This window comes from Cohnella sp. 56, from assembly GCF_037963805.1.
In the GTDB taxonomy this organism is placed as follows: Bacteria; Bacillota; Bacilli; order Paenibacillales; family Paenibacillaceae; genus Cohnella.
The window spans coordinates 41783-65072 of record NZ_JAZDQE010000024.1; the positions used below are offsets into that span (position 1 = coordinate 41783).

General features: G+C 61.8%; 23 protein-coding genes and 1 other annotated feature. Of the genes, 1 reads left to right on the top strand and 22 read right to left on the bottom strand.

Translation table 11 applies throughout. The annotated features are described in order from the left end of the window. Window positions 1–19: 19 nt before the first annotated feature. From rpoB to VQ071_RS27340, 19 genes are all read right to left on the bottom strand, one after another. Window positions 20–3562: a DNA-directed RNA polymerase subunit beta gene (gene rpoB, locus VQ071_RS27250; protein WP_340517741.1), complete on the bottom strand. Its 3543-nt coding sequence runs from the start codon at window positions 3560–3562 to the stop codon at window positions 20–22. A gap of 384 nt (window positions 3563–3946) precedes the next feature. Next, window positions 3947–4561, bottom strand: coding sequence for a class I SAM-dependent methyltransferase (locus VQ071_RS27255; RefSeq protein ID WP_340517743.1), 615 nt, complete (start codon window positions 4559–4561; stop codon window positions 3947–3949). 76 nt (window positions 4562–4637) lie between these two features. Then, a complete protein-coding gene (rplL, locus tag VQ071_RS27260; RefSeq protein WP_090117931.1) occupies window positions 4638–4997 on the bottom strand; it encodes a 50S ribosomal protein L7/L12 in 360 nt (119 codons plus the stop codon). Window positions 4998–5073: 76 nt separating this feature from the next. Beyond that, window positions 5074–5577, bottom strand: a complete 504-nt coding sequence (gene rplJ, locus VQ071_RS27265; protein ID WP_340517745.1) for a 50S ribosomal protein L10 — start codon at window positions 5575–5577, stop codon at window positions 5074–5076. Between the two features lie 45 nt (window positions 5578–5622). Further along, window positions 5623–5783 (bottom strand) — a sequence feature (ribosomal protein L10 leader region). Window positions 5784–5830: 47 nt separating this feature from the next. Then, window positions 5831–6526, bottom strand: a complete 696-nt coding sequence (gene rplA, locus VQ071_RS27270; protein WP_340517746.1) for a 50S ribosomal protein L1 — start codon at window positions 6524–6526, stop codon at window positions 5831–5833. A gap of 108 nt (window positions 6527–6634) precedes the next feature. Further along, a complete protein-coding gene (gene rplK, locus VQ071_RS27275) occupies window positions 6635–7060 on the bottom strand; it encodes a 50S ribosomal protein L11 (protein ID WP_090117934.1) in 426 nt (141 codons plus the stop codon). A 108-nt stretch (window positions 7061–7168) separates the two neighbouring features. Further along, window positions 7169–7702, bottom strand: coding sequence for a transcription termination/antitermination protein NusG (gene nusG, locus VQ071_RS27280; RefSeq protein ID WP_217597499.1), 534 nt, complete (start codon window positions 7700–7702; stop codon window positions 7169–7171). Between the two features lie 26 nt (window positions 7703–7728). Then, the gene (gene secE, locus VQ071_RS27285) at window positions 7729–7938 is read right to left on the bottom strand and encodes a preprotein translocase subunit SecE (protein ID WP_340517749.1); all 210 of its coding nucleotides are present in this window, start codon (window positions 7936–7938) and stop codon (window positions 7729–7731) included. A 20-nt stretch (window positions 7939–7958) separates the two neighbouring features. Further along, window positions 7959–8108 (bottom strand): 50S ribosomal protein L33, encoded by a 150-nt coding sequence (gene rpmG, locus VQ071_RS27290; protein ID WP_090117937.1) that lies wholly within the window; start codon window positions 8106–8108, stop codon window positions 7959–7961. 370 nt (window positions 8109–8478) lie between these two features. After that, the gene (gene sigH / locus VQ071_RS27295) at window positions 8479–9129 is read right to left on the bottom strand and encodes an RNA polymerase sporulation sigma factor SigH (protein ID WP_340517751.1); all 651 of its coding nucleotides are present in this window, start codon (window positions 9127–9129) and stop codon (window positions 8479–8481) included. A gap of 277 nt (window positions 9130–9406) precedes the next feature. Further along, window positions 9407–9958, bottom strand: a complete 552-nt coding sequence (locus tag VQ071_RS27300) for an NYN domain-containing protein (protein ID WP_340517753.1) — start codon at window positions 9956–9958, stop codon at window positions 9407–9409. Beyond that, window positions 9945–10742 (bottom strand): 23S rRNA (guanosine(2251)-2'-O)-methyltransferase RlmB, encoded by a 798-nt coding sequence (gene rlmB / locus VQ071_RS27305; RefSeq protein ID WP_340517796.1) that lies wholly within the window; start codon window positions 10740–10742, stop codon window positions 9945–9947. Before rlmB ends, VQ071_RS27300 begins: the two co-directional genes overlap by 14 nt. Window positions 10743–11152: 410 nt before the next feature. Next, entirely contained in the window at window positions 11153–11638 is a 486-nt protein-coding gene (locus tag VQ071_RS27310) for a Mini-ribonuclease 3 (protein ID WP_340517755.1), read from the bottom strand. Continuing rightward, window positions 11635–13038, bottom strand: coding sequence for a cysteine--tRNA ligase (cysS, locus tag VQ071_RS27315; protein WP_340517757.1), 1404 nt, complete (start codon window positions 13036–13038; stop codon window positions 11635–11637). The genes VQ071_RS27310 and cysS overlap by 4 nt, the downstream gene beginning before the upstream one ends. Before the next feature lie 6 nt (window positions 13039–13044). Then, window positions 13045–13836, bottom strand: coding sequence for a serine O-acetyltransferase (gene cysE / locus VQ071_RS27320; protein WP_340517760.1), 792 nt, complete (start codon window positions 13834–13836; stop codon window positions 13045–13047). Window positions 13837–14841: 1005 nt separating this feature from the next. After that, the gene (gene gltX / locus VQ071_RS27325) at window positions 14842–16326 is read right to left on the bottom strand and encodes a glutamate--tRNA ligase (protein ID WP_340517762.1); all 1485 of its coding nucleotides are present in this window, start codon (window positions 16324–16326) and stop codon (window positions 14842–14844) included. 25 nt (window positions 16327–16351) lie between these two features. Continuing rightward, the gene (gene ispF, locus VQ071_RS27330) at window positions 16352–16831 is read right to left on the bottom strand and encodes a 2-C-methyl-D-erythritol 2,4-cyclodiphosphate synthase (RefSeq protein WP_340517765.1); all 480 of its coding nucleotides are present in this window, start codon (window positions 16829–16831) and stop codon (window positions 16352–16354) included. Continuing rightward, window positions 16828–17532, bottom strand: a complete 705-nt coding sequence (ispD, locus tag VQ071_RS27335; protein ID WP_340517798.1) for a 2-C-methyl-D-erythritol 4-phosphate cytidylyltransferase — start codon at window positions 17530–17532, stop codon at window positions 16828–16830. The genes ispF and ispD overlap by 4 nt, the downstream gene beginning before the upstream one ends. A 157-nt stretch (window positions 17533–17689) precedes the next feature. Then, window positions 17690–18790 (bottom strand): PIN/TRAM domain-containing protein, encoded by a 1101-nt coding sequence (locus VQ071_RS27340; RefSeq protein WP_340517800.1) that lies wholly within the window; start codon window positions 18788–18790, stop codon window positions 17690–17692. A 159-nt stretch (window positions 18791–18949) separates the two neighbouring features. Between VQ071_RS27340 and VQ071_RS27345 the strand changes: the two genes are divergently transcribed. Then, window positions 18950–19345 (top strand): DUF1573 domain-containing protein, encoded by a 396-nt coding sequence (locus tag VQ071_RS27345; RefSeq protein WP_340517767.1) that lies wholly within the window; start codon window positions 18950–18952, stop codon window positions 19343–19345. Window positions 19346–19909: 564 nt separating this feature from the next. Here VQ071_RS27345 and pssA read toward each other — a convergent pair. The 3 genes from pssA to radA form a co-directional block, all read right to left on the bottom strand. Beyond that, window positions 19910–20653, bottom strand: coding sequence for a CDP-diacylglycerol--serine O-phosphatidyltransferase (gene pssA / locus VQ071_RS27350; RefSeq protein ID WP_340517769.1), 744 nt, complete (start codon window positions 20651–20653; stop codon window positions 19910–19912). Window positions 20654–20797: 144 nt separating this feature from the next. Next, window positions 20798–21892, bottom strand: a complete 1095-nt coding sequence (gene disA, locus VQ071_RS27355; RefSeq protein WP_340517771.1) for a DNA integrity scanning diadenylate cyclase DisA — start codon at window positions 21890–21892, stop codon at window positions 20798–20800. A 16-nt stretch (window positions 21893–21908) separates the two neighbouring features. Further along, window positions 21909–23279 carry a DNA repair protein RadA gene (gene radA / locus VQ071_RS27360; RefSeq protein ID WP_340517773.1) on the bottom strand — a complete coding sequence of 457 codons (1371 nt, stop codon included), beginning with the start codon at window positions 23277–23279 and terminating at the stop codon, window positions 21909–21911. Window positions 23280–23290: the final 11 nt, after the last annotated feature.

Sequence of the window (23290 nt, forward strand, 5' to 3'; positions counted from 1 at the left end):
GGTCCGGATCATGTCGGCATTACTCGGCGCTGACTTCGGAGCCTTCCAGGTTCAAGTTCAGCTTGTCGCCGGTCGTATCGTCCTCGTCGTCGATCTCTTTCATCTCGATCTCCTGCTCGTCGCCCGACAGAATCTTCACGTCCATGCCAAGGCTCTGAAGCTCCTTGATCAATACCTTGAACGATTCCGGCACGCCAGGTTCAGGCACATTCTCGCCCTTGACGATCGATTCGTACGTCTTCACGCGGCCGACGACGTCGTCGGACTTCACGGTCAGAATTTCTTGCAGCGTATAGGCCGCGCCGTAGGCTTCGAGCGCCCACACTTCCATCTCGCCGAAGCGCTGGCCGCCGAATTGGGCCTTGCCGCCCAGCGGCTGCTGCGTGACGAGCGAGTACGGGCCCGTGGAGCGCGCATGGATCTTGTCGTCGACCATGTGCGCGAGCTTGATCATATACAGAACGCCGACGGTGACTTCGCGCTCGAACGGCTCGCCCGTGCGGCCGTCGTACAGCCTGGTCTTGCCGTTGCGCTGCATGCCGGCTTCTTCCATCGTGTCGAACACGTCGTGCTCGCGGGCGCCGTCAAATACCGGCGTCGCGGCTCGAATGCCAAGGTAGCGGCAGGCCATGCCGAGGTGAACCTCGAGCACTTGACCGATGTTCATCCGCGACGGTACGCCCAGCGGGTTCAGGACGACCTGGACCGGCGTGCCGTCCGGCAGGAACGGCATGTCTTCTTCTGGCAGGATGCGGGCGATGACGCCCTTGTTGCCGTGGCGTCCGGCCATCTTGTCGCCTTCGGAGATTTTGCGCTTTTGCGCGATATAAGCGCGCACCAGCTGGTTGACGCCCGGCGGCAGCTCGTCGCCGTTCTCCCGCGTGAATACCTTGACGTCGACGACGATGCCGTCGGTGCCGTGCGGTACGCGAAGCGAAGTGTCGCGCACTTCGCGCGCCTTCTCGCCGAAGATCGCGTGCAGCAGGCGCTCCTCGGCGGTCAGCTCGGTGACGCCCTTCGGCGTGACCTTGCCGACGAGGATGTCGCCCGCGCTGATCTCGGCGCCGACGCGGATGATGCCGCGCTCGTCGAGATTGCGGAGCGCGTCTTCGCCGACGTTCGGGATGTCGCGCGTGATCTCTTCCGGCCCGAGCTTGGTGTCGCGCGCTTCGGACTCGTATTCTTCAATATGAATCGAGGTGTAGACGTCCTCTCTCACGAGCTTCTCGGAGAGCAGGATCGCATCCTCGTAGTTGTAGCCTTCCCACGTCATGAACGCGACGACGACGTTGCGGCCGAGCGCCAGCTCGCCGGTATCCGTGGACGGTCCGTCCGCGAGGATGTCGCCCTTCTTGACGATCTCTCCCTTGCGGCAGATCGGACGCTGGTTGATGCATGTGCCTTGGTTCGAGCGCATGAACTTCTGCAGCTTGTACTTGATCACGTCGCCCTTGACTTCTTTGCCGTCGAGCAGCTCGGTGCGGCGCAGCCAGATCTCGTTGGCCGTGACGCGCTCGATGACGCCGTCGTACTTGGATACGATGCAGACGCCGGAGTCCTTGGCGGCCTTGTGCTCCATGCCGGTGCCGACGTACGGCGAATCCGGGACGAGCAGCGGCACCGCTTGACGCTGCATGTTCGAACCCATCAGCGCGCGGTTGGAGTCATCGTTCTCGAGGAACGGAATCATCGCCGTCGCGACGGATACGACCTGCTTCGGCGATACGTCCATGTAGTCGACGCGGTCGCTCGGCATCGTCAGGATGTTGTCCGCCTGCTTGTTGTAACGGACGATGACCATATCGTCGGCGAACCTGCCCTCTTCGGTGAGCTGGGCGTTCGCTTGGGCGATGATGTAGTTGTCCTCTTCGTCGGCCGTCATGTAGTCGATCTCTTCGGTGACGATACCTGTGCTGTGATCGACCTTGCGGTACGGCGCTTCGATGAAGCCGTACTCGTTGATCCGCGCGAACGTGGACAGCGAGTTGATCAGACCGATGTTCGGACCTTCAGGCGTCTCGATCGGGCACATCCGGCCGTAGTGGGACGGGTGTACGTCACGCACTTCGAAGCCTGCGCGCTCCCGCGTCAGACCGCCCGGGCCGAGCGCGGACAGACGGCGCTTGTGCGTCAGCTCCGCGAGCGGGTTCGTCTGGTCCATGAACTGCGACAACTGGGACGAACCGAAGAACTCCTTGATCGCCGCGATGACAGGACGGATGTTGATCAGCGCCTGCGGCGTGATCGCATTCTGGTCCTGGATCGACATCCGCTCGCGCACGACGCGCTCCATCCGGGACAGACCGATGCGGAACTGGTTCTGCAGCAGCTCGCCGACCGAACGCAGACGACGGTTGCCCAGGTGGTCGATATCGTCGGTGCTGCCGATGCCGTGCAGCAGATCGATGAAGTAGTTGATGGACGAGATGATATCCGCCGGCGTGATATGCTTCACCGACTTGTCGATGATGCCGTTGGAGATGATCTTGACGACCTTGCCTTCCTCAACCGGCGAGTGAACGAGGATGCTCTGCAGCGGGATGTCCTCCGCCTCGTTGACGCCGGTCACGCGATAGTTCTTGAAGCCGACGTTCTTCTCCAGCATCGGCAGGATCTGGTCGAGCAGACGGCGGTCGATGACCTGTCCGGACTCCGCGATGATCTCGCCGGTCGACGGATCGACGAGCGTCTCCGCCAGCCGCTGGTTGAACAGACGGTTCTTAATATGAAGCTTCTTGTTGATCTTGTAGCGGCCGACATTGGCCAGATCGTAGCGCTTCGGATCGAAGAAGCGGGCGATCAGGAGGCTGCGCGCGTTCTCCAGCGTCGGAGGTTCGCCCGGACGCAGACGCTCGTAGATCTCGATCAGCGCCTTCTCCGTGGAGTCGGTGTTGTCCTTCTCGAGCGTATTGCGGATATACTCGTCCTGTCCGAGCAAGTCCAGAATCTCGGCGTCCATGCCGAATCCGAGCGCGCGGAGCAGCACCGTAACCGGAATCTTGCGGGTACGGTCGATACGGACGTAGATGATGTCCTTGGCGTCGGTCTCGAGCTCAAGCCATGCTCCCCGGTTCGGGATGACCGTTGCCGTATACGTTTTCTTGCCGTTCTTGTCGACCTTGGTGCTGTAGTAAACGCTAGGCGAGCGTACCAATTGGCTGACGATGACGCGCTCGGCGCCGTTGATGATGAAGGTGCCGGTCTCCGTCATGAGCGGGAAGTCGCCCATGAACACTTCCTGTTCCTTGACTTCGCCCGTCTCCTTGTTGAGAAGGCGTACCTTGACGCGCAGCGGAGCCGCATAAGTGACGTCGCGTTCCTTGGAATCGTCGACCGAATACTTCGGCTCTCCAAGGCTGTAATCGACGAACTCGAGGACAAGATTGCCCGTGAAGTCCGAGATCGGAGAGATGTCCTGGAAGATCTCGCGCAGTCCGTCGTCCAGAAACTTCTGGTACGATTGCTGCTGGATCTCAATCAGGTTCGGAATGTCCAGCACCTCATGAATGCGGGCATAACTGCGCCTGGTGCGGCGACCATACTGAACAAGATGTCCTGCCAACTTATCCTCACCCCTTCAGTCTACTGTGAAGCATATGGTAGCGGAGCGAGATCCTCTCTCCAGCACTAGCAGAGGCAGCCGTCCCGCGGGGAACCCTACGGTATGATAAATCGCGGAAAAGGGGTAAAATAGGAGCGAACGCAATAATAAGCGCAAAGTCCATCCATCAATCGAGGCGGCAAACAAATAAAAGCCCCTATGCCCCCAAGCGGAACACAATGGCGCCTATAAACAGCCCATTCACCCAATATACGCCAAATGGCGCATTTTTATTCCTGCGTCGGGAATAGACCCAACGGCTCGCAAACATACAGACAACTAGCCCATTTTAATTCTGACATCTTCTTATAGTAACACAAGCGCATACGGCGGTCAAACGATTATTCAGTCGGCGGACGATTTGACTGCACGATATACGCGATAGCCCTTGTCCTTGCCGACTTCCTCCACCTGGTCCTCGCCGAAGCAGGACTCCAGCTTGGCTCTGGTGCTGGGCGCGCCTTGCTTGTTCTGAATAACGACCCAGAGCGAGCCGCCCGGCTTCAGATGCGCGGTCGCTTCTTCAAGTATGCGGTGCACGACCGCCTTGCCCGCCCTTATCGGCGGATTGGACAAGATGACGTCGAATGTCCGGCCCCATACGGCCGAATACAGATCGCTCTCCATGATCTCGACGTTGCCGATGCCGTTGAGCGCGGCATTCTCCCGGCTCAGCGCGACCGCCCGCTCGTTCACGTCCAGCATCGTCACATGTCCTCGCGGCACCAGGCGGGCCGCTGTCAGTCCGATCGGGCCGTAGCCGCAGCCGACATCCAGCACGCGGTCTTCCTCCCTCAGCTCGATATGCTCGATAAGCACCCGGCTGCCGTAGTCCACCCCGTCCCGCGAGAACACGCCGGAGTCGGAGACGAACTGAAGCTTGTGTCCGCGCAGCGCGGCTTCGATTTTTTTGCGGTCGCTGCGTGCGCTGGGCTGCTGCGAGTAATAGTGATCAGCCATCTCCGTATCCCCTTTCTCATGCACAAACCCCTCGAAGACAAGCTTCAAGGGGTTCGCTATTCATAGTCAAGCCGAATTACTTAACTTCGACCTTGGCGCCGGCTTCTTCGAGCTTAGCCTTAACAGCGTCAGCTTCGTCCTTAGCCACTTTTTCTTTAACAGCTTTAGGCGCGTTGTCGACAACGTCCTTCGCTTCCTTCAGGCCAAGGCCCGTGATCTCGCGAACAACCTTGATGACGTTGATCTTGGAAGCGCCAGCTTCGAGCAGGATAACGTCGAATTCAGTTTGCTCTTCAACTTCTGCTACTGCAACTGCGCCAGCAGCAACCGGTGCTGCAGCGGTTACGCCGAATTCTTCTTCGATTGCCTTGACCAGGTCGTTCAGTTCCAGGACGCTCATGCCTTTGATGGCTTCCAAGATGGACTCTTTGCTCATGGTAGTACCTCCGTTAAATTAGATGATTTGTTGGTGGGAAATCAATTCGCGCGCCCCGAGAGCCGAGGCGTTCGACTTATGCGCTTGCTTCGTTCTTCTCGGCGACAGCCTTGACAGCGAGCGCGAAGTTGCGCATCGGCGCTTGCAGGACGCTGAGGAGCATGGAGAGCAAACCTTCGCGGGAAGGCAGGTCCGCCAGTGCCTTGACTTGAACGGCATCGATAAAGCGGCCTTCGATAACGCCGCCCTTCAGCTTGAGGGCATCGTTCTTCTTCGCGAAGTCGTTCAGGATCTTCGCGGCGGCAACGACGTCGGTGGAGCTGAACGCGACAGCGGTAGGACCCGTCAGGACGGAGTCCAACTCGCCGAGCTCGACGCTAGCTGCAGCACGGCTGACGAGCGAGTTCTTCAGTACTTGGAACTCGATGCCGGCATCGCGCAGACGCTTGCGGAGTTCGGTGACTTGAGCGACGTTCAGGCCGCGGTAATCGGCAACAACCGTGCTCGCGCTGGACTTCAGCTTGGCAGCGATCACTTCGACTTCCTGGGCTTTTGCTTCGATAATCTTTGCATTTGCCATTTGGTACACCTCCTGGTCGTAGGACTTCACCGCATCGATCGTCTGCGGGACATTAAAAATGCCCCCGCAGACATCGCGGAGGCATGAAAGTTACATCGGTCATACCGAGCCCTGCGGACAGGGAAGGTAATGAATGTATTCACACACCTCGGTAGGAAATTAAGCCTCGCGGCACCTACGGTCTACGGCATCATATTCAACTTGTTAAAAGTAACACGTCGGGCTTGGCCTGTCAATCGCCAATCGCTGGCAATTAGAGGCGATAAGCCGATACGTTCAGACGCGCGCCCGGGCCCATCGTCGAAGAGATCGAGATGTTCTTCAGGTATACGCCTTTCGCAGCGGACGGCTTGGCGCGGTTCAGCGCGTCGACCAGGGCCTTCAGGTTGTCGGCGAGCTTCGCCGAATCGAAGGATACCTTGCCGATCGGAGCGTGAATCTGGCCTGCTTTGTCCAGACGGTACTCGATCTTACCGGCCTTGATCTCTTGAACGGCCTTGGTCACGTCGTTCGTAACCGTGCCGGCCTTCGGGTTAGGCATGAGGCCCTTACCGCCGAGAATACGGCCGAGCTTGCCGACTTCACTCATCATGTCCGGCGTCGCTACGCAGACGTCGAATTCGAACCAGCCCTGCTGGATCTTGTTGATGAGGTCCGTGTCGCCGACATAGTCAGCGCCAGCGGCTTCGGCTTCTTTGAGCTTTTCGCCTTTGGCGAATACAAGCACGCGCTGGGTCTTACCCGTGCCGTGAGGCAGGACGACGACGCCGCGCACGTTCTGGTCTTGCTTTCTCGGATCGACGCCGAGACGGACAGCCACTTCGACGGACTCGTCGAACTTGGCTTTGGCCGCTTGCTTCACAAGCTCGATCGCTTCGGCAGCTTCATAAGTTGCGTCGCGGTCGATCAGCTTGGCGGCTTCTTGATACTTCTTGCCGTGTTTAGCCATGTAGTTCTCCTCCTTGTGTGGTAGTAACGGAAGTCTCCTCCCACATCGCACTTCGTCCCGCAAGCGGGGCCAAGCGCGATCGCGATCCCTAGATCAGGTCCGCTGTTATTAGTCTTCGATGACGACGCCCATGCTGCGGGCAGTGCCTTCGACCATACGCATAGCCGCTTCGACGGAAGCCGCGTTGAGATCCTGCATCTTCTGCTCGGCGATCTCGCGCACCTTCGCACGCTTGACGGTAGCAACCTTCTTCTTGTTCGGCTCGCCGGACCCCTTCGGGATGCCAGCAGCGACGCGAAGCAGAACGGCCGCAGGCGGCGTCTTCGTCTCGAACGTGAAGGAACGGTCTTCGAATACGGTGATGACGACCGGAATGATCAGGCCGGCTTGATCAGCCGTACGCGCGTTGAATTCCTTACAGAAGGCCATGATGTTAACACCTGCTTGACCCAGCGCGGGACCGATAGGCGGCGCAGGGTTAGCCTTGCCGGCCGGCACCTGCAGCTTGACCATTTTAATGACCTTTTTTGCCATGTTGTTACACCTCCAGCTCAAAATGCGGTATAGCGGAACGCATCGTCCCTCCCGCTCAAATCCAGAAACCTGCGGTCGGCGGCGCGAACGCCCCCGGACGCCAGACTATTATATCTTCTCCACCTGAGTGTAATCCAGCTCAAGCGGGGTTTCTCTGCCGAACATGTTGACGTGCACCTTCAGCTTGCTTTTGTCGTGAAGGATCTCCTCGACCGATCCGACGAAGTTCGCGAAGGGGCCTACCTTGACGCGGACATTTTCCTTCAATTCGAAGTCGATGACCGGCTTCGGTTCCTCCATACCCATGTGTTTCAGAATCTGATCCACTTCTTCGGGCAGCAGGGCCGTAGGCTTCGATCCCGATCCCGTCGATCCGACAAACCCCGTCACGCCGGGCGTATTGCGGACCACGTACCAGGAATCGTCCGTCTGAATCATCTCGACGAGGACGTAGCCCGGATACACCTTGCGCATCACGGTCTTTTTCTTGCCGTCCTTGTTGACGAGTTCTTCCTCCATGGGCACGAGTACGCGAAAAATCTTGTCCTGCATGCCCATCGATTCCACGCGCTTCTCCAGGTTCGTCTTAACCTTGTTCTCGTAACCGGAGTACGTGTGAACTACATACCATCTTTTTTCCATCGGAAAAGCCACCTTTGGGTTCCGCGTTAAATGACGAGGTCGATCAAGCGCGAAATGATGACGTCCAGCACCCAGAAGTAAACCGTGATGATCAGCACGGTCACGATCACGACGAGCGTGTAGCTGATCAACTCTTTACGTTTGGGCCAGCGGACCTTCTTCAGTTCACTCCAACTATCGGCAAAGAACGAAGTAAAGGACCCAAAGCTCTGTTTCATTTTGGCCAGGAAAGTCACGTCCCAAAACCTCCTAGAGCTTAGCGCGTCTCGCGATGAGCCGTGTGCTCATTGCAGAACTTGCAGAACTTCTTCAGTTCGATGCGATCGGAGTGCGTGCGCTTGTTCTTGGTCGTCGCATAATTCCGCTGCTTGCAGTTCGTGCAAGCGAGAGTGATGATTACCCGCATCTGTTCCACCTCCCGGGCTGTGCCAAATCACAAAAAAAAAGACATTGAATCCGGGTTAATACGCCTAAGCCGTTACGTACGACAACGACACCTGGCGTATCACACCATATTCAGGGCTGCGCATAAAACTCCACCTTAAGGTTACTAAAATAACTTATCACAGCGCCCATACGTTGTCAATTAAAAGCTTGCCTTCGCAATTGAACGCCGGTTCGGACGACGGGACGGCTCCGGCCGCAGAGCTCTCTATTATTCTAGCCAGGCGTGCCTTCGGTTTAAACGCGGGCGAAATGAAAAAAGCAGCCTGCCGTCCGGCGCTGCCCCTGTCTGCCCTCTGTTGGGTGAAGTATGTAGTTGACGCTCCGTCGGACTAAAGTCCGATATCCCTGACCTCCAAATACCGCTCCAGCTTGCGCTTCACGCGCTGCAGCGCGTTGTCGATCGACTTGACGTGGCGGTCCAGGTCGACGGCGATCTCCTGATAGGAGCGCCCGTCCAGATACAGCATCAGCACCTTGCGCTCCAGGTCGCTCAGAATCTCCGACATCTTGTCCTCGAGCCCGCAGAACTCTTCCTGGTTGATGATCATCTCCTCGGGGTCGCATACGCGCGAGCCGCAGATGACGTCCAGCAGCGTGCGGTCGGAATCCTCGTCGTAGATCGGCTTGTCCAGAGAAACGTAGGAGTTGAGCGGTATATGCTTCTGCCGGGTAGCGGTCTTGATCGCGGTGATGATCTGGCGGGTGATGCACAGCTCGGCGAACGCCTTGAAGGAGGCCAGCTTGTCCCCCTTGAAGTCGCGAATCGACTTGTACAGGCCGATCATGCCCTCCTGTACGATATCTTCGCGCTCCGCGCCGATCAGAAAATAAGAACGGGCCTTCGCCCGAACGAAATTGCGATACTTGTTGATCAAATACTCCAGTGCCTCGGCATCGCCCGTGCGGACCGACTCTACGATGTCTTCGTCGGTCTTGAAGTCGTATTCATATGTTGTCAGCTCGTTCACGTCGACGCTCACGGATTATCCCTCCGGCTTCAAGACTCTCGGAATCACCACAGGATCTACCAAACTATTACCAATATACTTGATGAATCCCATAGCGTCAATGAAGAAAGCCTTATCTCTCAAGGCTTCCGGGCGAATCGGCCCCGCGGAGCGCGTCAATCGCAGCCCGTCGCATGATGCGATTCTCTCAATCTCTGCCTGCGCTCCGCAGGAGCGCGCCGGACGATCGGCCGCCTTGAATGGCGCGCTGCGCGGCTATCCGACCGTCCGAAGCGGTTAGCCGCAGGCGCTAGGACCCTGCGCCCGGCCCGCCCGGAGGCCCGTTCCCTCGGCGCCACAGCTCCAGCACGCGCGCGATATCCTCGCCGATCACGCCGCCGAGCGGATTGCGCTTGGGCGGAGGCTCCCGTCGAATCGTCTTGCCGATCTCCCGCTCGCTCTCCTCGATCGCCAGCAGCAGCTCGCGCGCGGACAGCCTGAGCGCGCCCCTGCCAAAAGCGACATGCTGCTCCGTCTGGTCCGAGGTCGCTACGTATACGTGGCGGCGAACCGACGTCACTTCGCCGACCAGCCGCTCGATGCATTCGTCCGCCGTTTCCTTCTCGCGGGTGAACACGACGCGTACCCGCTGCTGCTCGTACTTCGCGCCGGCGCCCGGCACGCGAAACGCATCGAACACGACGATCACCTTGATTCCCCGGTAGCCCTGGTAATCCGCGAGCAAGTCGAGCAGCCGGTCGCGCGCGTCCTCCAGCCGGGTCGCCTTGAGGCGCTCCAGCTCGGGCCAGGCGCCGATCATATTGTAGCCGTCGACGATCAGAACGTCCTCACGGCGAAGCATGGCCGCCCTTGCCCGGACCGCCGCCGCGCTTCGCGAGCCGCTGACGCACGGCTTCGTAGAGGATGATGCCCGCGGCGACCGAAGCGTTGAGCGAGTTGAGCTTGCCGAACATCGGCAGCGAGATCAGGAAGTCGCATTTCTCGCGAATCAGCCGGGACAGGCCCTTGCCCTCGCTGCCGATGACGATCGCGATCGGCCCGGTGAGGTCTGTCGCGTAGACGTCGGTCTTCGCCTCGCCGGCCGCGCCGGCGATCCAGACGCCGGCTTCCTTGAGCCGGTCGATCGTCTGCGCCAGATTGGACACGCGCGCGACGGGCACATACTCGACCGCGCCCGCGCTCGTCTTGGCGACGACGGCCGTGAGGCTGGCGCTGCGGCGCTTGGGCACGATGACGCCGTGGGCGCCCGTGCAATCGACCGAGCGGAGGATCGAGCCGAGATTGTGCGGATCCTCGACCTCGTCGAGCAGCACGATGAGCGGCGCTTCGCCCCGCTCGGCCGCCCGCGCCAGCAGCTCCTCCGGCTCCGAATAGGAGACGCTGGCCGCCTGCGCCACGACGCCCTGGTGCTGGATGCCCGGCACGAGGCTGTCCAGCTTGCGCTTGTCGGCGTACTGCACGACGACGCCGCGGCCCTTCGCCTCCTCGAGAATCGGCTGCACCAGGTTCTTCTGCGCCTGGCTGGAGAGCCAGATCTTGTTCAGCGAGCGGCCGGCCTTGAGCGCTTCGAGCACCGGATGCTTGCCGGCCAGATACTGCTCGCCCTCGTCCGCCGCTTCGTCCACGGCTGCGCCCGCCTCATTCGTCTCGCCTGCATAGGCGGAGATGCGCGCTTGCTCGCCCAGCCGCGCCTCATCCGCGCCGCCGCGCCGTCCGCGGGCCTGCTCGCCATGACGCTCGGCGCGCTCTCCCTGGCCCGGCCGGGCGTCGCCCGCCGGCCTGCGGTCCCCGGCGCGCGGCCGCCCTGCGCGCTCGGGCGCCGCTGCGGAGCGGCCGTCCGCGGACCCGCCGCGGCCGCTGCCTCCCGCGACCCGGCGATCCGGCGCGCGCCCCTCCGCTGCGCCCCCCCGGCTGCCCGCCTGTCTGCGGGCGCCTTGGTCCTCGCCGCTTCTGCGGCTCCCCGCGAACGGCGCCCCGCCGCCTTGACCGGGCCGCTCCGTTTTTCCCGGGCCTCCCGGGCGATTGCTGCGATTGCTCATGTCGTTTCTCCCTCTGGCCCGGGTCTTCGCGATCCCTTCGGCTTGTTCTCTTCGTCATTAAAAGCAAGGCCGATCAATTCCTCGAGCCTCGCCCGTTCTCCGCGGTAATACAAATATCCGACCAGACACTCCAGCCCGGTCGCATGCCGGTAATCGCCGGGGTCCGCATTGCGCGGGGGCTGACCCGACTTCGCATTGCGGCCGCGCCGCGCGACGTCCGCCTCTTCCTCCGTCAGCACAGCTCCCCAGCGCTGCAGCAGGCGGGCCTGTGCGGCGGCGGACACATACCGCGTGGCCGCCTTGTGCAGCTCATGAGGCTTGCGCGAGCTGGAGGCGATCAGCCGCTGACGGATGTACACTTCGAACACCGCGTCTCCGACATACGCGAGCACGATCGGATTGAGCAAGTTCACCGGCTGGTCTGGCGGCAGCTCCGGTGCGATGACCGGCATCGGCAGCGTGGGGATGCGGGACTCCGTCATTTCCGCCGCCACCGCATTCCTTGCGCCGTGTCCTCCAGGATGATTCCTTTTGCCGCCAGCAGATCCCGGATCTCGTCCGCACGCGCGAAGTTGCGGTGCTGGCGCGCCTGGGCCCGCTCCGCGATGAGGCCGTCGATCTCGGCGTCCAGCAGCTCCGCTCCCGCTTCGGGCGGCAGCAGTCCGAGCACGCGGTCGAATTCACCCATCAGCTCCAGATAAGCATGAATGTCCGCTGCGGACGCCGCATCCCGTTTCAGATACGCATTGGCGTCGGACACCGTCTGGAACCAGACCGTAATCGCGTCCGCCGTGTTGAAGTCGTCGTCCATCTTGGCGTCGAACGCCGCCCGCAGCTGCGCGAGCCTGGGCGCGACCGCCGGATCGGCGGGCACCAGCTCGGAGACGGAGGACAGTCTGTGCTTCAGATTGTCCCGCGCGTTGGCCAGCCGCTGGATGCTGTTCTCGCTCTGCGACACCGACTCCTCGCTGAAGTTGATCGGGCTCCGGTAATGCCCCGTGAGCATGATGTACCGGATCGCCTGCGCGCTCGTCTGCTGCAGCAGCTCGCGCGGGTTGACGACGTTGCCGATCGACTTGGACATCTTCTCGTTGTCGATGTTGACGAAGCCGTTGTGCATCCAGTAGCGGGCGAGCGGCTTGCCGGTCAGCGCCTCGGACTGGGCGATCTCGCACTCGTGATGCGGGAACTGCAGATCGTTGCCGCCGCCGTGGATGTCGAGCGTCTCGCCGGCATACTTGAGCACCATCGCCGAGCACTCGATGTGCCAGCCGGGGCGTCCCTCGCCCCACGGGCTGCTCCAGCTGATCTCGCCCGGCTTGGCCGCCTTCCACAGCACGAAGTCCTGCGGCGCTTCCTTGCGCTCGTCCACTTCGATCCGGATGCCGTATTGCAGATCGGCCAGGTTCTTGTGCGATAGCTTGCCGTAGTCGGGGAATCGCGCGGTCCGGTAATAGACGTCCCCGCCGCTCTCGTAGGCGTAGCCCTTTTCCTCGAGCGTCCGGATAAAGGAGATGATCTCCGGAATCGTGTCCGTCACCCGCGGATTCTGCGTGGCCGGGACGACGCCGAGCGCCGTCGTATCCTCGATGAACGCCTGGATGAAGCGCTCCCCGAGCTCGGGCACCGTGATGCCCATCTCCTCGGCGCGGCGGATCATTTTGTCATCGACGTCGGTAAAGTTGGTCAGGTAATTCACCCTGTACCCGATATGCTCCATATAACGGCGCACGACATCGAAGAAGATGACGGGACGCGCGTTCCCGATATGAATATACCCGTATACGGTCGGTCCGCATACGTACATCGTGACTTGGCCGGGCTGCTGGGGCTCGAATACTTCGGTCTCGCGGGTCAGCGTATTGTAAATGCGAAGGGTCATGGTCGCTTATGGCTCCTTTGATGTACTTGAACGTGCGGACGAGAGAGCGGGTTCGGCTTCGCGGTCGCGGCCGGCGGCCGGCGCCGGATCGTTCCCGGACGAGGAATCGCATCTGGCCTTCAGCTCGAGCGGCGGCGAATCGAAGTAACCGCTGCGCTCCCGCTTCAGATGCTCCAGCTCGCCTTTGAGATGATCGATCTCCTTCTGCATGAAGCGGAACGTCTCGATGACCGGATCCGGCAGGTTCGTATGATCGAGCCTGTCGCCGATCCGCTGGCCGCCGCGCTTCACGACGCGCCCGGGTATGCCGACCACCGTGCTGTCCGGCGGCACCTCGCGCAGCACGACGGAGTTGGCGCCGATATTGCAATTGTCGCCTACTTTGAACGAGCCTAGTACCTTGGCGCCCGAAGCGATGACGACGCGGTTGCCGATCGTCGGATGGCGCTTGCCTTTCTCCTTGCCCGTGCCGCCCAATGTCACACCCTGATAAATGACGACCTCGTCGCCGATCTCGCAGGTCTCACCGATGACGACGCCCATGCCGTGGTCGATGAACAGCTTGCGGCCGATTGTGGCGCCGGGATGGATCTCGATTCCCGTCATGAAGCGGCTCACCTGCGAGATGACGCGGGCCGCCGTGAACCAGCGCCGCTTGTAGAAGCGATGCGCGATTCTGTGCGCCCATATCGCATGCAGTCCCGAGTAGGTGAAAATGACCTCGAACCGGCTTCGGGCAGCCGGATCGTTTTCGAACACCGCCTCGATGTCGGTGCGTACCGTGTCCAAAAAGCCCATGCCCTTCCCCCCTTGATGAATGCTGCCCAGCGGCAACGCCGCCTCTCTCTGTCTGAGCGGCCGCATATGCGCGCTGCGGTGTCACGCATGCCGGATACGAAAAAAGACGCCTCGCAGCTCTCGCTGCAGAGGCGTCTGTGTACGCGGTCCCACTCTGCTTGGAGCGAACGGATGCGCCTGCCCTTCGGCATGACGCTGCATCGTTCGCCCGACTCGTTCGGCCGTTAACGGGGCCCCCCGGCAACGCCTAACGCTAGCCGACGCTGCGGATCCGACCCGGTGACAGGCCGGACCCGCAGCGTCCTGCGGTCCGCTCGGCGCTGCGGCTCCCAGGCGCATTTCCCCCACGTCGGATACGAGACTGCTCTCACCCATGGCAGTCCTCTCTGGCCGCTCCGCTTCGTGGCGTACTCTCCTGTTCGTCGCTATTACAGCAAGTATAGTGCAACGTCTCGCAGGTGGCAAGAGGAGGGGGCTCGGCAAGTCGAACTGCGAGTCATGCCGGGGTGCGCGGGGGGCATGGGGGCCGGATAGCGGCAAAAATGTCCGCTATATGCTACCCGTGCGCTCTCTCGGAGGCGGATAACGGAAAAAATGTCCGCTATCCCGCACGCATGCGCTTCTCACAGGCCAGATAACGGAAAAAATGTCCGCTATCGCACACCCATGCACTCCTCACAGGCCGGATAGCGGAAAAAATGTCCGCTATCACACACGCATGCGCCCCTCACAGGCCGGATAACGGAAAAAATGTCCGTTATCACATACGCACGCGCTCCTCACAGGCCGGATAGCGGAAAAAATGTCCGTTATCACACACGCATGCGCTCCTCACAGGCCGGATAGCGGAAAAAATGTCCGCTATCTCGCACTCATGCGCTCCTCACAGGCCGGATAGCGGAAAAAATATCCGCTATCCCCCCGACACCACATCTTGCCGGTCCCGGGCAGCCGCCTCAAAAGCTCCGGATGGCGAGCCCTCTCCGCTGGCAGCCATCTCTAGGCTCAGCCGAGCGACGCCGCCGTCTCCCGCAGCCGCGCCAGCACCCGCTCGCGCCCGAGCAGCCAGATCGTGCCGTTCAGATCCGGCCCGTGCATCTGCCCCGTCAGCGCGACGCGGATCGGCATGAACAAGCCCTTGCCCTTCGCGCCTGTCTCCGTCTGCACGGCCTTGATGAGCGCCTTCATGCTGTCGACCGTGAAGCCCTCTTCGCCCGCAGCCTCGATCTGGCGCGCGAACGCCACCAGCACCGCCGGCACCTGCGGGTCGGCGAGCACCTCGCGCGCCTCGTCGTCAACCTCGACCTGCTCGCGCACGAACAGCTCGGACAGCGTCACGATCTCCGCGCCGTAGCGCAGATGCTCGCGCAGCAGCGTCACGAGCGCGGCGGCCCAGGCCATCTCCCGCTCATCCGGCTGCTCCCCGATCCGTCCCGCCTTCTTGAGATGCGGCAGGCACAGCTCCAGCACACGCTCGGGCGAAGCCGCCTTCATGTAGTGCTGGTTGATCCAGTTCAGCTTGACCGTATCGAACACGGCCGGGCTCTTGGACAGGCGCTCGGCCTTGAAGATCTCGATGAACTGCTCGCGCGTGAAGATCTCTTCCTCGCCCTCCGGCGACCAGCCGAGCAGCGTGATGAAGTTGAACAGCGCCTCGGGCAAATAGCCGAGTCCGTCATATTGCTCGATGAACTGGACGATCGACTCGTCGCGTTTGGACAGCTTTTTGCGGCTCTCATTCACGATGAGCGTCATGTGCCCGAACACCGGCGGCTCCCAGCCGAGCGCCTCGTAGATCATCAGCTGGCGCGGCGTATTCGTGATGTGATCCTCGCCCCGCAGCACATGGCTGATCCTCATCATGTGGTCGTCCACGGCTACGGCGTAGTTGTAGGTTGGAATGCCGTCGCGCTTGACGATGACGAAGTCGCCGAAGTCCTCCGAGCGGAACGAGATCTCGCCTTTGACCAGGTCGTTGAACGTATACGTACGGTCCTTCGGCACGCGGAAGCGAATGGCGGGAATACGCCCTTCAGCCACGAGCTGCGCTTCGTGCTCTGCCGTGATGTCCCGGTATTTGCCGGAGTATGCCGGGGTCTCGCCGCGTGCGAGCTGCTCCTCGCGCTCCGCCTCCAGCTCCTCCTCGGTCGCGTAGCAGCGGTAGGCAAGCCCGCTCTCCAACAGCTGCTTCGTATATTCGTCGTAAATGTGCAGACGCTCCGTCTGCCTGTAAGGGCCGCAGTCCCCGTGACGGTCGACGCTCTCGTCCCAATCGACGCCGAGCCACTTCAGATACGTGAGCTGGCTCTCCTCACCGCCGGCGACGTTGCGCTTGACGTCGGTATCCTCGATGCGGATGATGAAGTCCCCGCCGTGATGGCGTGCGAATAGATAGTTGAAAATGGCGGTGCGCGCGTTGCCGATATGCAAATGTCCCGTCGGGCTCGGCGCGTAGCGTACCCTGACCTTGCCAGCTTGTCCGTTGCTCATAACCGTATTCCTCCCGTTTCCGTCGTTAGCCTTGCTTGACCAGCAGCACGACCGCCTGGGCGGCAATGCCTTCGCCCCGGCCGGTGAATCCGAGCCGCTCGGAGGTCGTCGCCTTCACATTCACCTGGTCGGCCGCCGCCCCGAGCGTCCGCGCGATCACCTCTACCATCGCCGGGATGTGCGGCGCCATCTTGGGCGCCTGGGCGATGATCGTCGCGTCGGCGTTGCCGAGCTTGTAGCCCCGCTCCGCGGCGAGCGCCCATACCCGCTCCAGCAGCACGACGCTGTCGGCGTCCTTGAAGGCCGCATCCGTATCGGGGAAATGCTTGCCGATATCGCCCAGCGCCAGCGCCCCGAGCACCGCATCGCTGATCGCGTGCAGCAGCACGTCGGCGTCGGAGTGGCCGAGCAGTCCCTTTTCGTAAGGAATATGAACGCCGCCGATGATGCAAGCCCGTCCCTCGGTCAGCTGATGCACGTCAAAGCCTTGTCCCACTCTAATCATCTGATTCGCTCCAGTCCGTCGCGCCGGCGCCGCTCCAGCAGCAATTCAGCGATGGGCAGATCCTCCGGCGTCGTAATCTTCAAGTTCGAATAGTCGCTCTCCACGATCGCTACCTGACGGCCCAGCCGCTCCAGCAGCATCGCGTCGTCCGTGGCCTGGGCGCCGTCGGCCCGCGCACGGTCGTGCGCGTCCATCAGCTCAGCCCGGCGAAATGCCTGCGGCGTCTGCACCGCCCACAGCAGGCTGCGCTCCGGCGTCGACACGATCATCCCGCCGCCGTCCGACAGCTTGATCGTATCCTTGACCGGCACGGCCAGCGCCGCTGCGCCGCTCTCCTCCGCCGCCCGGCAGCACGCAGCGATCCGCTCCGGCGCCACGAGCGGCCGCGCAGCGTCGTGCACGAGCGCGCCCTCAGACGTCAGCGCGGCGAGCCCCGCATATACGCTGTCCTGACGCTCCGCGCCGCCGGCGATTACCCGCTTCACCTTGCGCAGGCCCAGCTCGCGCGCCAGCGCCTCGGCCTCGTCTTCTTCGCCCGCCGCCGCCACGATGACGATCTCGCCGACCGCTTCGCACGCCTCGAACGCCTCCAGCGTATGCGCCAGCACCGGCCTGCCGGCCAAGGGCAGGTACGCCTTGTTCCTATCGGCGCCCATCCGCTTGCCGCGGCCGGCCGCGACGATCACCGCTCCCCAGTCCATATGTACGCCTTCCTTCGCCTTGGCATGACCGCGGACGAGGGACTCCCGCCCCCCAAGCCGTCCGCAATCGTGAAGAAGGACGGGACCCCAGCGGGTCCCGCCCGTATACCCTTCCATCATACCCGGTCGGCGCTTATTTTCCAAGTCGCCTGCGAATTTACAGCGCCCGCTCCAGCAGCTTCGGCTTTGCGAAGATCATCCGGCCCGCGGACGTCTGCAGCACGCTCGTCACGAGCACCTCCATCGTCGTGCCGATGAAGTCGCGTCCGCCCTCCACCACGATCATCGTGCCGTCGTCGAGATACGCCACGCCTTGGCCGTGCTCCTTGCCGTCCTTGATAACCTGCACAACGATCTCCTCGCCCGGCAGCACGACCGGCTTCACCGCATTGGCCAGGTCGTTGATGTTCAGCACGGACACGCCCTGCAGCTCGCACACTTTGTTCAGGTTGAAGTCGTTGGTGACAACTTTGCCGCGCATCGCCTTGGCGAGCTTGACGAGGCGGCTGTCCACCTCGCCGGTTTCGTCCCCCGCATCTTCGTAGATGAGTACCTTTACGTCCAGCTCTTTTTGGATTTTATTCAAAATGTCCAGTCCCCTGCGGCCGCGGTTGCGCTTGAGCAGATCGGAAGAGTCCGCGATATGCTGCAGCTCCTCCAGCACGAATTCGGGGATGACGAGCGTGCCTTCGATAAATCCCGTCTTGCAGATGTCGGCGATCCGCCCATCGATGATGACGCTTGTATCGAGTATTTTGTGCTCCTCGTATCTCGGGGCATCCTCTTCGACCGGCTCCGGCCGGCGCCGATACGCGCCCCATCCGGATACCTCCTCCTGCTTGCGCAGGCCGATGTGCGTGCCGGCATAAGCGAACGCCAGCGCGGTCGCGGCCGACAGCAGGCCGCCTACGCGCGGCACTGCGCCGAGATACGGCATCAGCAGCATCGCGAGCACGAGCCCCGAGCCTCCGCCGGCGAGTCCGGCGAGCAGCTGCGCAGCCGGCATGTCCGCCAGCCGGTCGACGCCTCTGCGGAGCAGCTCCGACAGCGGGCCTGCGCATGCGGTCGCGACGACGAGTCCGAGCGCCGCGCCGATCCACGCCGCATACGCCCCGAGCCCTCCGCCGTATGCGGCAGTTCCGAGCGCAGTTCCCATCCACGATGTCCGGCTGCCCGACACGCCGGCAGAAGAGGCGAACCCTTGACCGACCGCGAGACCGGCCAGCAGCCCGAACAACTGAATCAATCGTTTCATCAACATAAGTATCACTCCCAATAATCACCTGTTTAGCTACCAGTATGGTCCAAAAATTAACGAGTTAATCCGGCCAAGCGGAGTCATTTGCTTTGTAATACCGGACGGTGTGCTCTATAATGAGGCTTAGCAACGCCAATACAGGCAACCGAGGTGGATGGAATGAGCGCGCCAACGCTGCAGGAATTCCAGCAGCAGGTGTCGGAGCTGTTGCTTCGTCACCGCAGCTTGCTGGATGTCATGACCAAGTACAACCAATCGAACGCTTCGGTCAACCGGGCTGTGTCCAAGTCCATCACCGAATGCGGATGCATCGAGCTTAGTGCGAAGCAGCAGGGATTCTCTCCCGACATGGAGCTCGGCGAGGCCAAGCGCCAGACCAAGTCTCACATGAGCGGCGAGCTCTGCGAGCAATGCGCCGACATCATCCGTTCGGAGATGGGCAAGAATCTGTTCTATCTGTCCGCTTATTGCAATCTGCTTGGCGTCAACCTAGAGGAAGTCGTAACGAAGGAATCCGAGAAATGCAGCACGCTGGGCTGGTTCAACCTGACCTAGCCTCAATGCGCACCAAGCCGCCAAGGGAGATCCCTTGGCGGCTTTAGCATGTTGTGCGCGGATTTTGTTGCCTCCTGGGATGCGATATGAAAATAACAATGCCACACATCGCTATCCAGAGCTGCGGGCCGGTTTTCGAGCAGATAACAATCTCGCACATCGCTATTCCGAGCCGCGGGCCGGTTTTCGAGCAGATAACAATGTCGCACATCGCTATCCCGAACCGCGGACCGGCTTTCGAGCAGATAACAATGTCGCACATCGCTATTCCGAGCCGCGGGCCGGTTTTCGAGCAGATAACAATGTCGCACATCGCTATTCCGAGCCGCGGGCCGGCTTTCGAGCAGATAACAATGTCGCACATCGCTATCCCGAACCGCGGACCGGCTTTCGAGCAGATAACAATGTCGCACATCGCTATTCCGAACCGGGAACCGGGTTACGGGAGGTTTCTGGTATAAAAAAAAAGCGCCCCTGCACGGGACGCGGTTGTATGCCGTTGTCGCAGCCGAAACGCCGCAGAGCATCGGCAGCGCCCGGTGCGGCGGACGGCTCGATGCCGCTCTAGGCGCCGCGGCGCGGACGCGATTGGTCCTCGCGCTTGCGCTTGCGGCGAAGCCGCTTGTAGGCGCCGGAGAACAGGCGCTCAACGTTTTTTTTTAAGCCCCAGAGCGCGTACAGCAGCAGCAGCACGAGGATGACGTTCGGGATCGCCCGGGGGAACATGAACGCCAGCACCACCGCCGCCGCGACGACGAGCGGCACGGCCCAGATCGCCGCCTTGGGCAGCCCCAGCTTTTTGAAGTTGGGGTACTTCAGGCTGCTGACCATAAGGAAGGACAGCGCGAGCGTGGCGACGAGCAGCAGGTACACGTGCAGATCGTGGTGGAACAGGGCGAGCGTCGCCAGCACGCCGCCGGCCGCCGGGATCGGCAGTCCGATGAAGTAGCCGGGGATGCCCTCGATCACATTGAAGCGGGCGAGCCGCAGCGCGCCGCAGATCGGGAAGATCGCGGTGATGATCCAGGCGAGCGCCGGATTGACGTCGGTGAAGGCGGCCTGGTACATGATGAAGGCCGGCGCGACGCCGAACGAGATGACGTCTGACAGCGAATCGAGCTCCTTGCCGAACTCGCTCTGTACGTTGAGCGCCCGCGCGACCCGGCCGTCGAGGCCGTCAAGCAGCATGGCGATAATCACGAGCAGCGCGGCGCCGTCGGCGCGGTCGTTGAACGCGAGAATGATCGACAATACGCCGAGGAACAAGTTGCCTATAGTGAATACGTTGGGAAGCGATTTTGTAAACATTGGCTTTCACCTCTACTTTACTATACCCGATCCGGTCGATCATCAACGCCTGAGACAGCAGACACGGTACCGGGCAAGCCTAAGCCCATGCCACGGGTGATGCAGATATCGTCTCCGCAGGCAACATTCCCCATTGTATGATGCCTATATCTGTCTGTCAATGAACACCTGGTCCTTGATCCGCTGCAGCCCTTCCCGAATCGCGCGGGCGCGCACCTCGCCGATGCCGTCGACCTCGTCCAGCTCCTCGATCGAAGCCTGGGCGATATGCGTGAGCGCGCCGAAGCGCTCGACGAGATTGTGGATGATGACGGCGGGCAGACGCGCGATCTTGCCGAGGATCCGGTAGCCGCGCGAAGGCAACCCCTCCTCCGCCACCGCGCTCAGCGATACGTAGCCCAGCAGCCGGATGAGCAGCACCGCATCCAGCAGCTCGTCGGAGCTCAGCTTCTTGAGCGCGTGCTGGATCTCGCGGATCCGCTCCTCGGACGCGTCCTTGGCGTAGTCCTTGAGCAGCAGGCGCGCCTCCTCCTCGGCATTGCCGACGAGCTCCTCCATCTGCATGTTGATGAGACGCCCTTCGTTGCCCAGCTCGAGCACGTAGCGCTTGATCTCCATGCGGATGCGCAGCACCATCTCGGCCCGCTGCAGCGCGTAGACGACCTCGTGCATCGTCACCTGGTTCTCGAACTCCAGCGCCGACAGGTCGGTCAGCGTCTGGGTATAGACCGCTCTGTATCTCTCCAGCGTCTGTATCGCCTGGTTCGCCTTCGTCAGGATGACCGCCATATCCTTGAGCGCATAGCGGAGCTGTCCCTGGTAGAGCGTGATGATATTGCGCCGCTGGGAGATCGAGACGACGAGCTTGCCCGTCTGCTTGGCCACCCGCTCCGCCGTACGGTGCCGGATGCCCGTCTCGATCGAGGAGATGGACGGGTCGGGGATGAGCTGTGTATTGGCATACAGTATCCGCTTCCCGTCCTCGCTCAGGATGATCGCGCCGTCCATCTTGGCGAGCTCGTACAGATAGTTCGGACTGAAGTCGCAATTGATGGAAAAGCCCCCGTCGACGACCTCCATCACTTCAGGGCTGTAGCCGACGACGATCAGCGCGCCGGTCTTGGCGCGCAGTACATTCTCTAGGCCTTCCCGCAGCGGCGCGCCGGGGGCGACCATCTGCAGCAGCTGGTTCATCACGTCGCGCTGCTCTCGCTCTTTATCTCTCGTATCCTTCGTCATGTTGACTCCAAGCCCCCTATTCCAATGCCGCCTTGAGCGCCTCCGCCACCGTCTTGACCGGCACCAGGCGAATGCCTGCGGGCGGCTGCCAGCCCTTCATGCTCGCCTCCGGCAGGATGACCCGCTTGAAGCCGAGCTTGAGCGCCTCCTTGACCCGCGTCTCCGCGCGGGAGACCGCACGCACCTCGCCCGTCAGGCCGACTTCGCCGAAGACGACGTCGTCCGGCTTGGTCGGCAGGTCCTTGAGGCTGGAGGCAAGGCTGACGGCGGCGGCCAGATCCGCCGCCGGTTCGTCCAGCCGGATGCCGCCCGCTACGTTCACATATGCGTCCTGGTTCTGGAAGAACATGCCCATCCGCTTTTCCAGCACCGCGATGACCAGCGATATCCGATGATGATCCAGGCCGGAGGACATCCGCCTGGGCGAGGGAAAATGCGTCGGCGCGACGAGCGCCTGCAGCTCGACCATCACGGGCCGCGTACCCTCCATGCTGGCGACGACCGTCGAGCCGGACACTCCGAGCGGACGCTCGGTGAGGAACAGCTCGGACGGATTCGATACCTCCCGCAGACCGTCCTCCGACATATCGAAGATGCCGATCTCGTTGGTCGAGCCGAACCGGTTCTTCACCGCGCGCAGCAGCCGGTAAGAATGATGCCGCTCGCCCTCGAAGTACAGCACGCAGTCCACCATATGCTCGAGCAGGCGGGGGCCCGCGATCGCGCCTTCCTTGGTGACGTGGCCGACGAGCACGGTCGCGACGCCGTTGATCTTGGCGATACGCATGAACTGGGCCGTGCACTCGCGCACCTGTGCGACGCTGCCCGGCGCAGACGGCACGTCGGGACGGTAGACGGTCTGGATCGAGTCGATGACGAGAAAGTCCGGCTTGACCTCCTCGATCGACTGCTCGACGAGGTCCAGATTCGTCTCGCACAGCACGAACAGCCGCTCGCTCAGCGCGCCCAGCCGATCGGCGCGAAGCTTGGTCTGCCGGACGGATTCCTCGCCGGATACGTACAGTACGGTGAGACCCTGCGCGGCCAGCGTGTTCGACGTCTGCAGCAGCAGCGTCGACTTGCCGATGCCGGGATCGCCGCCTACGAGCAGCAGCGAGCCCGGCACGAGCCCCCCGCCGAGCACGCGGTTGAGTTCGCCGTTCCCTGTCGGGATGCGAGGTTCCTTGCCACTTTCTATGTGTATGATGGACTGGGCCTTTTCTTTCGTCCGGGTCAGCTCGCTCGCGCGTCCGACGCTCGCCTTGACGACAGGCTCGGCCTCCTCCACCATCGTGTTCCAGGCGCCGCAGCCGGGGCACTTGCCCATCCATTTGGGCGATTCGGTGCCGCATTCGGTGCAGACGAACTTGATTTTCAGCTTGGCCATGTGATTCCCTT

What these genes read in the sequence shown, in the direction of transcription:
- ispD (WP_340517798.1), bottom strand. Translation starts at nt 17,532, where the DNA reads ATGGACTGGGGAGCGGTGATCGTCGCGGCCGGCCGCGGCAAGCGGATG.
- VQ071_RS27300 (WP_340517753.1), bottom strand. Translation starts at nt 9,958, where the DNA reads ATGCTTCGCCGTGAGGACGTTCTGATCGTCGACGGCTACAATATGATC.
- ispF (WP_340517765.1), bottom strand. Translation starts at nt 16,831, where the DNA reads ATGATTAGAGTGGGACAAGGCTTTGACGTGCATCAGCTGACCGAGGGA.
- cysE (WP_340517760.1), bottom strand. Translation starts at nt 13,836, where the DNA reads ATGGGCTTTTTGGACACGGTACGCACCGACATCGAGGCGGTGTTCGAA.
- gltX (WP_340517762.1), bottom strand. Translation starts at nt 16,326, where the DNA reads ATGAGCAACGGACAAGCTGGCAAGGTCAGGGTACGCTACGCGCCGAGC.
- rplA (WP_340517746.1), bottom strand. Translation starts at nt 6,526, where the DNA reads ATGGCTAAACACGGCAAGAAGTATCAAGAAGCCGCCAAGCTGATCGAC.
- rplK (WP_090117934.1), bottom strand. Translation starts at nt 7,060, where the DNA reads ATGGCAAAAAAGGTCATTAAAATGGTCAAGCTGCAGGTGCCGGCCGGC.
- pssA (WP_340517769.1), bottom strand. Translation starts at nt 20,653, where the DNA reads ATGTTTACAAAATCGCTTCCCAACGTATTCACTATAGGCAACTTGTTC.
- nusG (WP_217597499.1), bottom strand. Translation starts at nt 7,702, where the DNA reads ATGGAAAAAAGATGGTATGTAGTTCACACGTACTCCGGTTACGAGAAC.
- rplL (WP_090117931.1), bottom strand. Translation starts at nt 4,997, where the DNA reads ATGAGCAAAGAGTCCATCTTGGAAGCCATCAAAGGCATGAGCGTCCTG.
- cysS (WP_340517757.1), bottom strand. Translation starts at nt 13,038, where the DNA reads ATGACCCTTCGCATTTACAATACGCTGACCCGCGAGACCGAAGTATTC.
- rpmG (WP_090117937.1), bottom strand. Translation starts at nt 8,108, where the DNA reads ATGCGGGTAATCATCACTCTCGCTTGCACGAACTGCAAGCAGCGGAAT.
- VQ071_RS27255 (WP_340517743.1), bottom strand. Translation starts at nt 4,561, where the DNA reads ATGGCTGATCACTATTACTCGCAGCAGCCCAGCGCACGCAGCGACCGC.
- VQ071_RS27310 (WP_340517755.1), bottom strand. Translation starts at nt 11,638, where the DNA reads ATGACGGAGTCCCGCATCCCCACGCTGCCGATGCCGGTCATCGCACCG.
- radA (WP_340517773.1), bottom strand. Translation starts at nt 23,279, where the DNA reads ATGGCCAAGCTGAAAATCAAGTTCGTCTGCACCGAATGCGGCACCGAA.
- rplJ (WP_340517745.1), bottom strand. Translation starts at nt 5,577, where the DNA reads ATGGCAAATGCAAAGATTATCGAAGCAAAAGCCCAGGAAGTCGAAGTG.
- disA (WP_340517771.1), bottom strand. Translation starts at nt 21,892, where the DNA reads ATGACGAAGGATACGAGAGATAAAGAGCGAGAGCAGCGCGACGTGATG.
- VQ071_RS27345 (WP_340517767.1), top strand. Translation starts at nt 18,950, where the DNA reads ATGAGCGCGCCAACGCTGCAGGAATTCCAGCAGCAGGTGTCGGAGCTG.